This window comes from Bacillus sp. FMQ74, from assembly GCF_001875785.1.
Taxonomy (GTDB): Bacteria; Bacillota; Bacilli; order Bacillales; family Bacillaceae; genus Bacillus; species Bacillus stercoris.
Window position 1 is genome coordinate 20,759 of sequence record NZ_MOEO01000006.1, and the last position, 14,182, is coordinate 34,940.

Consider the following 14,182-nt stretch of genomic DNA (forward strand, 5'->3'; position numbering starts at 1 on the left):
CATAGGAGGCCGCAGCTTTCGGCTGCGGCGCCATTTTATCATAAGATGTGAGAGGGAACGGTAATGATAATATCTTATAAGTGTCCGAACTGCGGCAGTGATATGGCATTTGACAGTGAAACCGGCTCGTTATCCTGCGGCAACTGCGGAAGACAGGACAATATTGAAAGCCTTCCGAAAGAAAACATTGCGGCGCGGTTTTCTGAAGACGAGGCAAAAGAATATCAATGTGAAAACTGCGGCGCCGTTTTGATCACGGAAGCTGAAACGACAGCAACGACGTGCAGCTTCTGCGGGGGTGCTGCAATACTTGCCGATCGATTATCAGGTCATTTGGCACCGGCGAAAGTCATCCCATTTACAATCAGCAAGCAAGAAGCCGAGCAGGCATTTCGAAAGTGGTGCAAAAAAGGCCTTCTGACACCAAGAGGTTTCATGTCTGCCGATCGCATTAAAAGCATCACAGGCATGTATATTCCATTTTGGATGTTTGATTTAAATAGTAAAGTACAGGTGAGAGCAGACTGTACCAGGGTTCACCGGTATGAAGAAGGGGATTATATTTGCACGGAAACAGAGCACTTTGAAGCGTTTCGTGATATCAATCTCGATTATGTGAAAATCCCTGTCGATGCCTCTGAAAAAATGAAAGACGAATTAATGGACAAATTGGAGCCTTATTCATACGAAGAGCTGAAGGACTTTCAAACGGCATATTTGGCCGGTTATATTGCCGAAAAGTACAATTATACCGATGAGGAGCTTTTTCCAAGGGCAAAAGAGAAAATAAGCAGTTATATAGATTCATACATCCATTCTACTTTTTCCGGATATACGTCAGTCAATGTGAGGGACAAACATATTCACACGCAAAACGTGAACAGCTTTTACGTTTTGCTTCCCGTTTGGATGGTCAGTTACGATTATGAAAGAGCGGAGCATATCTTTGCGATGAACGGGCAAACAGGAAAGGTTGTTGGAAAGCCGCCGATCAGTCGAGGAAAAGTGGCGGCATGGTTTAGCGGAATAGCAGGCGGGACATTTCTTGCGTTGAAGCTCGTCTCATTGATGATGGGAGGCGGATTTTGATGCGGGGATTTTTAGGGAAAGCGATCTTTGGTGTGCTGGCTGTCTTCATCATGATGCCTTTGCTGGGTATCGAAGCGGCAAGAGCCTCTGAATCGCAGCAGCATGTGTACGATCGTGCTCATCTATTGTCAAAAGTGGAGATCGGAAAACTTGAATCTCTCTCGGCAGAGCTGGGTGCAAAGAGGGACACTGATTTCATCATTATTACGACCAAAAGCACAAACGGTGAAGATATTGCAGACTATACCGGCGATTTTTATGATCGTTACGGAAAAGGCAGTACAGCCATTCTGACGATTGATATGACAAACAGAGAAGTGTTTATCGCAGGCTTCAAAAAAGCCGAACAGTATTTGGACAACAGCAGGCTCAATAGCATCAGAAATACGATTTCATCTGATTTATCTAATGAAAATTATTTTAAAGCTTTTGAGACATATATTCAGCTTTCCTATAAAGATATGGGCATAAAACCGGGAGTAAACCCTGACAACATATTCTTTACATGGTGGTTTCAGCTGATTGCTGCCATCGCAGTCGGGGGAATTGCGGTTTCAATCATGCTTTATCATGCAGGCGGCAAAGTAACGGTTAATGGAAATACATATATGGATCAGCGTACGTCTGATGTGATTGATCAATACGACACTTATATTAGAACGACTGTAACAAGAGAAAGAAAACCATCAGATAAAGACAGCGGCAGTGATGGCGGTGTTACGAAAGGCGGCACGTCATACAGTGGGAGCCGGGGCAGTTTTTAAAAGTAAGAAATAGAGAAAGGGAGAGGCATAATGTCGTTTTTCAGAAATCAATTAGCGAATGTAGTAGAGTGGGAAGAATTTAGAGATGATATGATTTTTTATAAATGGAACAATCGTGAAATCAAAAAAGGGAGCCGTTTAATCATTCGTCCCGGACAGGATGCTGTCTTTTTGAACAATGGGCGGGTTGAAGGAGTCTTTCAAGATGATGGCGATTATGATATTGAATCAGAAATTATTCCATTCCTTTCAACGTTAAAGGGCTTTAAGTTTGGCTTTAACAGCGGCATGCGAGCTGAGGTGCTGTTTGTCAATACGAAGGAATTTACCGTAAGATGGGGAACAAAACAGGCGATAAATATTCCGGCAGCGGGAATGCCAGGCGGGATGCCCATTCGCGCAAACGGCACATTTAATTTCAAGGTGCAGGACTATATCAGCCTGATTGATAAAATCGCTGGCGTGAAAGATCAATATTTTGTAGAGGATATTAAAACCCGTATCATTTCTATTCTGGATCAGCTTCTCATGAAGTGGATCACAAGAGAAGGGAAAGATATGTTTAATCTTCAAGCAAACGCTTTTGATATTGCCAAGGGAATTCAAGAGGACTTAGATATGCAATTAATAAGCGACGGAATGACGGTCACTGGTTTTCAAATCATGAGCTTTAATTATCCTCAAGAGGTTCAAGATATGATTACAAAGAACGCTTCCTACGGTATGGTTGGGGATGTGAACAGATACCAGCAAATATCAATGACGGATGGAATGGCATCCGGAAAGATGAGCGGAGGCGGAGCGGCTTCGGATATGGCTGGAATGATGATGGGAATGAATATGGCCAATCAGATGATGAACCAAATGAATCAGAATCAGCAGGCACAGTCATCAGGCCCACAGTCAACTGGCAGCGGAAGCAAACCGAATTTCTGTCCAAACTGCGGAACAAAAACGGGCGAAGCCAATTTTTGTCCGAATTGCGGCCAGAAGCTTGTATAAGAATCATACAGCGAAAAGTCCGGAGTGATCAGCGCTCGGGACTTTTTTATTTAGGAGAATAAGCGTTACCTATTGCTTGCTCCTGAACAGGCCACTTTCGAGCACCCGCTTGGACAATTCCCAGCAGCAATTGACGACGTTCCTTTATTGAATTGACCGCAATTTGAAATGTTTGCTTTGATAAAGCCGGTATGCCTGATTGTTGAAGCTTTGAGATGTCTGGTTCCGGCGGCGCTTGTTCTGCAGGATGGATATAGGCAGTATGAACGGTATCCAGGTAGTTTTTGATACTCGAGCGTGCTTCTTTAATGTGAAGCTGATTTGGCTGATATTGTTCAGGAATACCGTATTTGAAAATGGTTAGAGCCTCATCCAATACAGCAACAGCTATAATGGAGGATTCCTGATGCTGCGTGCTGTGGTAAAAATGAAGGATGGGGAAGGCGTTATGCTGAGCGGTCAGCTTTCCCAGCTCTGATGAGGCGGCGACAAGAAGAAAATCAATGTCGTGAAAGTCTTTGCCATTCCATGCATTATGGACGATTTCTGTTCCGTCATGCCCTAGACTTAATACACTTTGGGCAAAGGAACGCTTTTGATTCACCGCACTCAAGACGGAAATCAAATACGTGACGGAAAAAGTGATAGTAAGCAGTCCTTGCGCTGTTTCAATAACTGTGACAAGCTTCCATAGGCCTCCGTTTGGTGCGAGATCGCCATTTCCTAATGTAAACATGACATAGCCGGAAAAATAAATTCGGTCTGGCCAGGAAGCCGGTTCTTTCGATTGAACTTCCACAAGTGAATGAGGGTCGCTCGAGAAAATCAGCACCCATCCGCTCCAAAACAGGCTGATCCATATCACTAACGTCAGGCATAACAGCAGTGGACCTGCCATACTCAGAACCTTTGCGTGGTCACCGCTGATTTTGCGGCAGCCCTTCCACAGCCAGGCAGATAGGCATCTTGTGATCGGGCCGGCACCGCTTTCTAACCATAACGTGGTCCATAGAAAATCAATCATCCCCGCTGTCAATAATAAAAGGCCTGCAATGATATAACCCTCATTCATTTTAATTGCCTCCCTTAAGTCAGCCTTCTTTTATTTTCTTCTCTATTTCCTTTTATCCTGAGTTCTGAAACAATTGAACGAATGTTTGATTTTAGATGAAGTTAACCAAAACTTACCCATTTATCGATATGAACAGAAAATCACAGGAATTTTGACTTGATTCACACATTTTCATAAAGAAAAACGCTCATTTTCCCCTTGAATTGGTAATTTTCCTTTTATAGAGTAAAAAATTTTCAGAAATTTATATTGACTGAAAGCGTTTTTATAATTATGATAATATCAGATATAACAAAAATGTCACTATCATATCACTACAATAGAACTATGAGGTGACTACAAATTACCAAATGAACAAGGTTATGTTCAAGAAATGACCATCTAAATGAAATCGCTTCCAAGGAGACAGCATGCTAAGAAGAAGGGTAGGTTATAAGGCTATTGGATAAAAACATGAAGAACTTTTTTCTGCAGCCTGATGACGAAATGTGAGGAAGGCAGCAGCCCTGGAATAAGTTTTTTGAAATACACATTGATCGATTTTGAAAAAGACTGGGGGAAACAGTATGAATAAACAAGGCAATCAAATGTCATTTTTACGCACGATTATTTTAGTCTCTACTTTCGGCGGGCTTCTTTTTGGCTATGATACCGGTGTGCTCAATGGAGCTTTGCCTTATATGGGAGAGCCGGATCAGCTTAATCTCAATGCCTTCACAGAGGGCCTTGTCACCAGTTCACTTCTTTTTGGAGCCGCGCTGGGTGCTGTGTTTGGCGGCAGGATGTCTGATTTTAACGGCCGCCGCAAAAATATTTTATTCCTCGCTGTTATATTTTTTATTTCTACGATCGGGTGTACGTTTGCTCCGAATGTTACGGTCATGATCATTTCCCGTTTTGTGCTTGGTATTGCGGTAGGGGGTGCATCAGTAACGGTGCCTGCCTATTTAGCAGAGATGTCTCCTGTGGAAAGCAGGGGACGGATGGTGACACAGAATGAATTAATGATTGTATCAGGGCAGCTTTTGGCCTTTGTTTTTAATGCAATCCTTGGAACAACAATGGGAGACAACTCCCATGTGTGGAGGTTCATGCTGGTCATTGCGTCACTTCCAGCCGTGTTCCTGTTTTTCGGAATGATCAGAATGCCCGAGAGTCCCCGCTGGCTTGTTTCGAAAGGCAGAAAAGAAGATGCTTTGCGTGTATTGAAAAAAATCAGGGATGAAAAGCGGGCAGCAGCTGAGCTGCAAGAAATTGAATTCGCTTTCAAAAAAGAAGATCAGCTTGAAAAAGCAACGTTTAAAGATCTTTCAGTCCCATGGGTGCGCCGTATTGTGTTTATTGGATTAGGGATTGCGATTGTACAGCAAATTACAGGTGTTAATTCGATTATGTATTATGGGACTGAAATTCTAAGAAATTCTGGTTTCCAAACGGAAGCCGCTTTAATCGGAAACATTGCGAATGGCGTGATTTCAGTATTGGCAACATTCGTCGGAATCTGGCTGCTGGGAAGAGTGGGGCGCCGGCCGATGCTGATGACGGGCTTGATCGGTACGACAACAGCATTATTGCTGATTGGGATTTTTTCGCTTGTACTTCAAGGATCACCGGCACTTCCATATGTGGTTCTGTCACTAACGGTTACATTCCTTGCTTTTCAGCAAGGGGCCATTTCACCAGTGACGTGGCTGATGCTTTCTGAGATTTTCCCGCTTCGTCTTCGCGGACTGGGAATGGGTGTCACGGTATTCTGTCTGTGGATGGTGAATTTTGCAGTCAGTTTCACGTTTCCGATATTGCTGGCCGCCATTGGGCTGTCCACAACGTTCTTTATCTTCGTTGGATTAGGAATTTGCTCTGTCCTGTTTGTGAAGAAGTTTTTACCGGAAACGAAAGGACTTTCGCTTGAGCAGCTGGAGGAAAACTTCCGCGCTTATGATCACGGCGGGGCCAAGAAAGATTCTGGCGCTGAAGTGATTGGATAAAATAAAAAAGAATCCGCATACGAGCGCGGATTCTTTTTTATAACCTATTAGTTAGGTCTGACAAGGATTTTGACTTGGTTTTTCTCTTTAATAAGAGCCCCGAAGCCTTCCTCGATCAAATCATCTAGCACGATTTTTTTCGTTACGAGTTTTTCGGCTGAGAAATAGCCTTCTTTCATTAATGACAATACAGCCGGGAAGATGTCGCGGTATCCGATAATTCCTTTTACTGTTCGTTCTTTGATGACGATATCGTTCGGATGGATTTCAGCACCTTTTTCCCAAATGCTGACGATGACTGTTTCACCGGCAATTGTAGTGGACTGGATGGCTTGTCGTAACACCACTGGAACACCAGTGACTTCAAATGCTACGTCAACTCCGCCTCCTGTACGTTCTGCAATCTCAGCGACTACATCGTCTGTTTTAGACGGATCAACGATGATCGCGCCAAGCTCCTCAGCCTTTTGCTGGCGTTCAGGTGAAAGCTCAACAGCATAAATATCAGTAGCACCGGCAGCCTTCAGCGCTTCAATCACCAGAAGTCCGATCGGGCCGCAGCCGAATACAGCCGCTTTGTCGCCGGCTTTGAGTTTGCTTGAGCGGACAGCATATAGAGCGACTGCTGAAGGTTCAACGAGCGCACCTTGTTCGTATGATAATTCATCAGGGAGTTTGAACAAAAGCTCTTCATCTACAGAGACGTATTCAGAGAAACCGCCGCCTCCGCCGGCTAAGCCGAGGAATCCCATTTGTTCATCAAGGTTGTAAGCGCCTTGGTGACCGTGTGTAGCAAAAATCGGTTCTACTACGACGCGGTCTCCAACTTTATAATTTTCAACGCCTTCTCCGACTTCGACAACTTCACCGGAGAATTCATGCCCCATTGTGACAGGTGCTGTTTCATTTGTTAACGGGTGCGGTTTGTCAACCGGAATAAAGATCGGGCCGCCCAGATATTCGTGTAAATCACTCCCGCAGATGCCGCACCATTTGACTTTGATCTTTACTTTTCCCGGCTCCGTTTTCGGCTCTTCAATATGTTCAATACGGATATCCTTTTGGTTATGCCATCTTGCTGCCTTCATGGATTACCACTCCTATAACTTTTGATGTGAGTAATTCCGCACCGGTCAATATGAACTGTTCACAAAATCGCCATTTTTAAAACCAAAAAAGAAATGAAATTTTTATATAATATAATCTACGTTTTTTTGAAAAAAGAAACTTTGAAGAAAAAAGAGTCTCGCACACTTTTTTTTCTTTATATGAGAGTATCAATCGTTTACATAGCTATGAATTTGGTTTGAACAATACGGTAATGGTTCGTTCATATTGAATGCGACAACTACTCTATCAATAATTATAACGCTAATACCGCTATTATAATAGGATAATCTTCCATGGTTTATTTTAGCAGAGGCAACGTTTTTGACTTTGTAACATTACTGTAAGGATATTGAAATGAAAAATAGCTGGTTGATCGTGTATAATCTTCCTAGATGTTAACAAACAGGGGGACGAAATGTTGAAGAAAGTCATTTTAGCCGCTTTTATCTTAGTAGGAAGTACTTTGGGAGCTTTTAGTTTTTCATCAGATGCCAGTGCGAAACATGTGAACGGAAATATTACTTGGTATAATGGAGTCGGGAAAAAAGGCTCTTCAGGTAAGAAACTTGGACATTGGGATTGTGCGACCAAAATCGGATTTGATGTTCCTAGAAACGGGACAAAAATCAGAGCTTATGCAAAAGCGAAGCCTAAAAAGGTGATTACGGTTTATAAAAATGATGTTGGCAGAATGCCTAATGCAGTGCTGGATGTTAGCCCTAAAGCGTTTAAAGCGCTTGGATATCCATTAAGCAAAGGTAAAGTAGCGGGGCATTACAGCTATTAATGTACATATATAATCTGGAAAGCAAGAAGTCACATTCTTGCTTTTTCTATTGGTGGAGATAAAAGATGAAAAAAAGAATCATATTATTGTTAGCAGTGATAATAGCGGCAGTTGCCGTGGGGATTGCGTTTTATGTTACAAAGGATAAAGGCCATGAGAAGGCTGCTGATGTTTCAGTCAATACCGAAAGCGGTGATGAGCTGCTGGTTTCAATTACAGATACGGATCTGCTGACAAAGTATTATGAAAATGACAAGGTGATCCATGAGGAGAAGCTGACCAGCTATCCGGCATTTGCCTTGGATCAAAAACAGCAGGTGCTCTATTATACGGGCAATAATGAACAGAATGAAATGAGGCTTTTTAAACTGGATCTAAAGTCTAATAAAAAGACGATGCTTTATAAAGGCGCGGAGAGTGCGGACAGTTTGTTTTTATCAAAGGACCGTTCAACCATCTATTTCCGCTTAGGGAAAGCGGACGAAAGCAATTTTCGGATCGCCGCTTTTGATCTGAAAACGAAAAAGTACAAAAATCTTTATCCTGCCGCTAATGACCAGGATGACACCGTCAGCAGCTTCTTTTATAACCAAAAAAACGATTCATTTTCATTGCTTCATTATTCTGTAGAAGAAGACTACAAGAAAACAGATGAAGCAAACGAAAAGGGCATCGACCCTGAACCGACAACGATTCATTTTGCGGAAGGCCGTCAAAATAAATTTAATGAGCTGAAAAGCCTGAACCAATTTATCAGCGATATTGCTGTTTCTGATGATGATAAACGTATTTTATTTACATCATATACACAAAAAGGGACGGAGCAAACCGCTGCTATTCAGATGCTCAATGCGGATACGAAAAAGTATGAAAGCATCATCTCAAATCAAAAATCATTTAAGCTGTTAATTGACGCGCAGCCCCAGTTCTCTAAGGATGGAAAGAACATTTATTTTCTTGCTGAAGCCAAGGGGGCTAAAAAGCTGAAGGACGAAACAGGGCGTGAAGCTAAGGTGCGGACGATTTATTCCTATAACCTTGAAAATAAGACCTTCAAAAAAGTATGGGAAAATCCGAACGGCATCATCAACAGCTTTTCTGTGATCAACTAATGAAAACCACTCGGCTTAGGCTGAGTGGTTTTTAAATTGACGAGGTGCAGGGCTAATGATCCGAGCCATTTTAAAAAATGGATTAGAGGTATCGACAAAAACAGAAGTTCAACATAAGAGTTCATTGCAAGGTTCAGCTTTTTGAACGCGGCTCTTTTTTGCAGGTCTTTTTGCTGCTGGTTTGAGATCACGTTATCACTCCTTTTGTATCCATATTATACCATCGAAACAAACAAAAAAGCCCTAAACGTTTAGAGTTTTGGGCTTCTTTCCTTTTGGCCTCTTGCAATGAGAGGCTTTATTCTGAAATATAGAATTTTGTCTCCGTTCGGGGTTTGTTTGCTTGAAGGAGACTGCGTTTGTTATAGGGAAGAACTAGCTTGTTTTCGTTTGGCTGTTGTTTTGGAGGTTCACTAATGAACGGATGCCGTCGACCATTTTACTTCCGCACAAAGGGCACAATGGCGTATCACTGCTGGCAAAGTTCTTTCTGGTCCAGCCGTTACAGTCTTCTTTTGTGCATTCCCAAGTACTCACATCTTCTTTTGGCAGCGGTTCTTGATTACGTTTGTTATAGTAAGACATAAAGTCACTTCTTCCCTCATGTATTTTACTGCACATTTCTTATTGTCTCATACTTTTCCCTAATCTCCTAATTCCTTTTTCTTTATGACTTTCCAGTCAGCCCATCTAAAAAGGAGAGGAGTGTGCTGTTAAAAGCATCTGGCTCTTCTAAAAACGGGCAATGGCTGCTATTAGAAAAGGTGACGAGTGTCGAGTTTGGAATGTTGCTGCGCAAGTGTTCCCCAGCTGCGGTAGAGAAAAATTTCCGGTCTTCCCCGAAGCACAGCAATGTCGGCACACTAATATTTTGAAGAGTGCCGCGGTAATCAGCAGCCGTTTGGTTAAATAAAATCGTGCTTGAAATGGCGGCAGGCTGTTTGAGGATTTCTGCCAGCATCCATTCTGTTTCTGTTTCGGCAGGCGGTTCTGCGAACATATTCTGGATGAAGCTTTCGTAGAATGGCAGCGGGTCAGCCTGAATGGCGTGCATCGCTGTTTTTAAACCGTCAAAATCAAACGGACCGTGTTCCCAGCCCTCCCATTGATAGTCGGAAGCAGATTGATCGATAATTACAGCAGCTTGTATGTTATCATTCCCAAATTGATTGAGATAATCCCATACGACAAAGGCTCCCATTGACCAGCCGGCAAGAACGACATGATCAAGCTCCATTGCGTTTAGAAATTCCCTTACGTCACGGGCGTATTGGGAAATGGTGTGCCCGTGAAGCACTTTGTCAGATTCGCCGTGCCCTCTAAGATCAAGTCGAATACATTGATAATTGGCAGAAAGCGCCGAAAATTGTTTGTGGAAAAATTGTCCGCTCATCAGCACCCCATGTATAAACAGGATCGGTGTCCCGCTCCCATGTGTTTCATAGTAAAGGCGTGTCTGATCTTCTAATGTGATGTATGGCATATTTCTCCTCCCTTAGTTTCCGTCATGAGTATGACTGGCTGCTGTTGCGGTAGCGGTGTATAGTCCTGATTCCCATCAGCAGATTTTTCTTCATCGCTGATAAACAGCTGGCCCCATTTTTTCAGCTGTTCTTTTTGGTTTGCCGTTTCAGATGTGCCGGTGAGCAAGATCAGAGCAGAAAGGTATGTAAACATATCCCGTTTATATCCTAGCTCACCATTTCATTGTATACATCAATGAAAGTATGACATGTTTGTTTTGCCTCATGCTGAAAATGAATGTCCAGAATAGAAGCAACAGTAAAGCGGTGGTGTGAATTGAGTGTTGAGAAGCTGCCGATGTTTGATTTAATATCGCTGCTCAAATCATAAAAGCGCTGAAAATCAAACTCTCTTTTATTCACAATATATGCAGAAGAAATGAGTATTAATATCTGATCGTGTGAAACTTTTCATTTTAATTTTGATTTTCATTCAGCATAAAGAGAAATGTATTGCTTTGTTTTTTCATGTAGATCGGTGTCAGCATAAAAAGCATCTCCTTTTCGCTGTTTTTACGTAATACGGAAAAAAAGGGTAAAGGTTTCATAAAGAAAAACTTGCCTGCTAGAAGGCAAGTTTGTCGGGTTATTTGTTGGGATCAGTTATATCCATCGGTCTCATCATGTCATAGTCTTCATGTTCAAGAATATGGCAGTGCCATACGTATCGTCCGCTGTACGGTCCGAATGTCGCCGCGATTCTCAGGACTTCACCTGCATGCGCTTGAATGGTGTCTTTCCATCCCTTTTCACTTGGCGGCGGCGGGATAGCCGGACCCGTATAGGACAATTCCCCGCTTTCTTGATAACGGGCGATATCAAACGGACGCCGGTCTAATACACGGAAGGAGACCAGATGCAGGTGAATCGGATGTGTTCCGCGTGTCGGGTTGATAATGGACCATATTTCAGTTGTGCCGGCTTTTGGTGCTTCTGTGACAGGATCGTGCCAGCGTTTGTTATTAAGCAGAAGGACGGGTCTGCCGTATTCGTCTTGGGTTCCTGCCAGTTTTAGTGTTCTGATGTTTTGTATTCTTTCATGCTGTACTGAAGGGTATGAGGCGAGGTACTTCGGCTTTCTGCTTTCGTCTTTTTGCGCCAATGGTTTTGTGACTCTGAATTGCATGATATTCGCATCTGTTTCAGGATTGACGTCACCGCCGCAGCCCGCGCTGTTTGCCAAAATGATCGATTCTCCTTCATGCGCTGTGAAGTCAATGATGATATCGTAACGTTCAGCAGGCGCAAGGCTGAAAGAATTCAGTTTAACAGATCGCGGCAGGAGTCCTCCATCTGAACCGACCTGAATAAACTCTCCGCCATTATCGAGTGACAGATTATAGGTTCTTGTGTTGGAGGCGTTGATGACGCGGAATCGGTATTTCCTCGGCTCGACTTCCAAGTATGGCCATACCTTCCCGTTGACGAGTATGGTTTCTCCGCAAAAAGCCGGAACGATTGAAGGATTAGGCAGTGACGGAGAAGGGTTTTCCGGTGCGCTCGGATAAAACAAAGAACCGTCCTCATTGATTGTGCGGTCTGTGATAAGAAGCGGCACATCGTATTCGCCTGAAGGCAGTTTTAAGCGTTTTTCCTTTGGATCATGAATGATATAAGCGCCGACAAGTCCGGCATAGACATTTAGCCTGGTGAGCGCCATGGCGTGATCGTGATACCACAATATAGCCCCGCGCTGCTGATTAGGGTAATGATAAACCTCTCTTTTGAAATAAGGTCCTGTTTGTTCAAAGTCTTTGGAAAACCAAGCCTCCGGATATCCGTCACTATCATCTGGCGTGACGCCGCCGTGTAAATGAACAACAGTCTTTACTTCGGGTTCCTCATGCTGGCTGTCACTGTGATGAATAGTGTGATCAACCGGAAGGAAATGCGTGGAAGGAAGGTTATTCATCCATTTCACATATACGTTTTCATTTCTTTTAACCTCAATGGTAGGCCCCGGGAATAAGCCGTTGTAACCCCACAGGCGGGTCGGAGGGAGATCGCGGTGAAGCTGATGAGTGCATTCCTCCATGGTGACTTCGTAGTATGTTTTTTCTTTTGATTGCTGCACTGGCTTTAGTGTATCTGGGATTGGGAGAGCATCCACAAATTTTTCAAGTGTCATTTTCATCTGTCCTTATTTAAATTTTCCAAATTGGTACTATAGTTAATGACAATAAGGACGTGATGGTTACAAAAAATCTAATAACAAAATCCTAAACGGCAGGCCGTTTAGGATTTGATCAGCATTAAGGCAGGATATCGGGCTGCTGATGTGTGACTGGCTTTGCAGCTGCTTTCTCGCCCACCTTGCGTTTTCTGAACACAAGGTAAGAAATCAGAACGATTCCCGTGATGACACCTGTCAGCAGCAGCTCATCTCGCATGGAATCAATAAACGCCATGGACACTAAAATTCCGCAGATAGCGATGATGGTCAAGTAAGTTAGGAAAGGGAAAAGCCACATTTTGATCTTCAAAGCTTCCGGGTTTGTTTTTTCGAGTTTTTTCCGCATTCTCAGCTGGGAAACAGCGATGACAAGGTAGACGAGTAAAGCGATTGCGCCTGATGAGTTGACTAAGAATAGAAAGACAGTATCCGGTGAAAAATAGTTCATTACGACCGCGATATAAGAGAAAAATGTTCCGGCTACAATAGCTTGTACGGGAACGCCTTTTTTGCTCAATTTCATAAAACGGCGCGGCGCCTCATTTCTTTCTGCAAGTGAATATAGCATTCTGGATGTGGTGTACAAACCTGAATTCAGGCAAGAGAGCACGGCTGTGAGGACGATAAAGTTCATGATCTGTGCGGCTGCCGGCACTCCTATATGCTCAAGTACAGCGACGAAAGGGCTTTCTAAAATATTTGCTGAATTCCATGGCAAGAGCGCCACGACAACGGCGATAGAGCCCACGTAAAAGACGATGATGCGCCATACAACGGATCTGGTTGCTTTTGTCACAGATTCGATCGGGTTGGATGTTTCTCCTGCTGCAATGGCAACGATTTCAGTTCCCATAAAAGAGAAGATGACAACGACAATGCCGAGCAATACAGAGCTGATGCCTTCCGGGAAAAATCCGCCTTTGCCTGTAATATTCGCAAAACCGACTGGCTCACTGCCCGGGGCAAAGCCAAAAATAAAGGCAAAACCAACGATTAGAAAAGCAATGATGGTCACAACTTTAATGAGGGAGAACCAATATTCAAACTCACCGAAAGACTTAACGGAGTAGACGTTTGTCAGGGTGAGCACAATCGTCAAAATCAAACTTGTCAGCCAGAGCGGAATATCATGGAACCAGTATTGAATAATGCCAGCACCGGCAATGGCTTCGATCGCGATAACGATCACCCAGAAAAACCAATACAGCCAGCCGATTGTAAATCCTGCCCACGGTCCGATGGAGTCGTGAGCGTATTGAGAAAACGATCCGCTTGTCGGGTTTACGGCAGACATCTCACCGAGCATTCTCATAATAAAAATCACCAATAATCCGGCCAACGCGTAAGAAACAATCGCACCGGGACCGGTCGAGTGAATCACTGAACCGCTGCCTACAAATAGCCCGGCTCCGATTACGCCGGCGATCGAAATCATTGTCATATGGCGGGTCTTTAATTCTTTTTTTAATTCTGGTTGAGACTGGTTCATAAGTTACCTCCTTTAAGAATGAAATCATTACTGAATATTATGATAATTGAAACTCTATCATAAATATACAGTT

The 14,182-nt window shown here is 43.3% G+C and carries 12 protein-coding genes and 2 pseudogenes; 6 read left to right on the forward strand and 8 right to left on the reverse strand.

Annotated features, from left to right (window positions below; genetic code table 11):
• Positions 1-63: 63 nt before the first annotated feature.
• Genes BLL41_RS12885 through BLL41_RS12895 form a run of 3 tightly spaced genes read left to right on the forward strand, consistent with a single transcriptional unit; the run spans position 64 to position 2,855 of the window.
• Entirely contained in the window at positions 64-1,089 is a 1,026-nt protein-coding gene (locus BLL41_RS12885) for a TFIIB-type zinc ribbon-containing protein (protein ID WP_071578135.1), read from the forward strand.
• The gene (locus BLL41_RS12890; RefSeq protein WP_071578136.1) at positions 1,089-1,853 is read left to right on the forward strand and encodes a TPM domain-containing protein; all 765 of its coding nucleotides are present in this window, start codon (positions 1,089-1,091) and stop codon (positions 1,851-1,853) included. Before BLL41_RS12885 ends, BLL41_RS12890 begins: the two co-directional genes overlap by 1 nt.
• A 30-nt stretch (positions 1,854-1,883) precedes the next feature.
• Positions 1,884-2,855 carry an SPFH domain-containing protein gene (locus BLL41_RS12895; protein WP_003234032.1) on the forward strand — a complete coding sequence of 324 codons (972 nt, stop codon included), beginning with the start codon at positions 1,884-1,886 and terminating at the stop codon, positions 2,853-2,855.
• Between the two features lie 46 nt (positions 2,856-2,901).
• Here the strand turns inward: BLL41_RS12895 and BLL41_RS12900 are convergent, their stop codons facing one another.
• Positions 2,902-3,927 (reverse strand): potassium channel family protein, encoded by a 1,026-nt coding sequence (locus BLL41_RS12900; protein ID WP_071578137.1) that lies wholly within the window; start codon positions 3,925-3,927, stop codon positions 2,902-2,904.
• A gap of 566 nt (positions 3,928-4,493) precedes the next feature.
• On the opposite strand from BLL41_RS12900, the gene iolT reads away from it, so the two are divergent.
• Positions 4,494-5,915: a myo-inositol transporter IolT gene (gene iolT / locus BLL41_RS12905; RefSeq protein ID WP_071578138.1), complete on the forward strand. Its 1,422-nt coding sequence runs from the start codon at positions 4,494-4,496 to the stop codon at positions 5,913-5,915.
• A 47-nt stretch (positions 5,916-5,962) separates the two neighbouring features.
• Here iolT and bdhA read toward each other — a convergent pair whose 3' ends face one another.
• The gene (gene bdhA, locus BLL41_RS12910) at positions 5,963-7,003 is read right to left on the reverse strand and encodes a (R,R)-butanediol dehydrogenase (RefSeq protein WP_071578139.1); all 1,041 of its coding nucleotides are present in this window, start codon (positions 7,001-7,003) and stop codon (positions 5,963-5,965) included.
• Between the two features lie 437 nt (positions 7,004-7,440).
• Between bdhA and walM the strand changes: the two genes are divergently transcribed.
• Both walM and BLL41_RS12920 read left to right on the forward strand, forming a co-directional pair.
• Entirely contained in the window at positions 7,441-7,812 is a 372-nt protein-coding gene (gene walM, locus BLL41_RS12915) for a cell wall metabolism protein WalM (protein ID WP_003234013.1), read from the forward strand.
• Positions 7,813-7,877: 65 nt separating this feature from the next.
• Positions 7,878-8,924 (forward strand): PD40 domain-containing protein, encoded by a 1,047-nt coding sequence (locus tag BLL41_RS12920; protein WP_071578140.1) that lies wholly within the window; start codon positions 7,878-7,880, stop codon positions 8,922-8,924.
• A 35-nt stretch (positions 8,925-8,959) separates the two neighbouring features.
• On the opposite strand, the pseudogene BLL41_RS12925 reads toward BLL41_RS12920, so the two are convergent.
• The 6 genes and pseudogenes from BLL41_RS12925 to gabP all read right to left on the reverse strand — a co-directional run.
• A pseudogene (locus BLL41_RS12925) lies at positions 8,960-9,115 on the reverse strand (hypothetical protein); the annotation flags it as partial.
• A 184-nt stretch (positions 9,116-9,299) separates the two neighbouring features.
• The gene (locus tag BLL41_RS12930; protein WP_003234008.1) at positions 9,300-9,509 is read right to left on the reverse strand and encodes a cold-shock protein; all 210 of its coding nucleotides are present in this window, start codon (positions 9,507-9,509) and stop codon (positions 9,300-9,302) included.
• Positions 9,510-9,591: 82 nt separating this feature from the next.
• Positions 9,592-10,407, reverse strand: a complete 816-nt coding sequence (locus tag BLL41_RS12935; protein ID WP_071578142.1) for an alpha/beta fold hydrolase — start codon at positions 10,405-10,407, stop codon at positions 9,592-9,594.
• Positions 10,408-10,500: 93 nt separating this feature from the next.
• Positions 10,501-10,897: pseudogene (locus BLL41_RS12940) on the reverse strand (DUF4003 family protein); the annotation flags it as partial.
• A 136-nt stretch (positions 10,898-11,033) separates the two neighbouring features.
• The gene (gene cotA / locus BLL41_RS12945; RefSeq protein WP_071578143.1) at positions 11,034-12,575 is read right to left on the reverse strand and encodes an outer spore coat copper-dependent laccase CotA; all 1,542 of its coding nucleotides are present in this window, start codon (positions 12,573-12,575) and stop codon (positions 11,034-11,036) included.
• Positions 12,576-12,699: 124 nt separating this feature from the next.
• Positions 12,700-14,109, reverse strand: a complete 1,410-nt coding sequence (gabP, locus tag BLL41_RS12950; RefSeq protein WP_071578144.1) for a GABA permease — start codon at positions 14,107-14,109, stop codon at positions 12,700-12,702.
• Positions 14,110-14,182 lie beyond the last annotated feature (73 nt).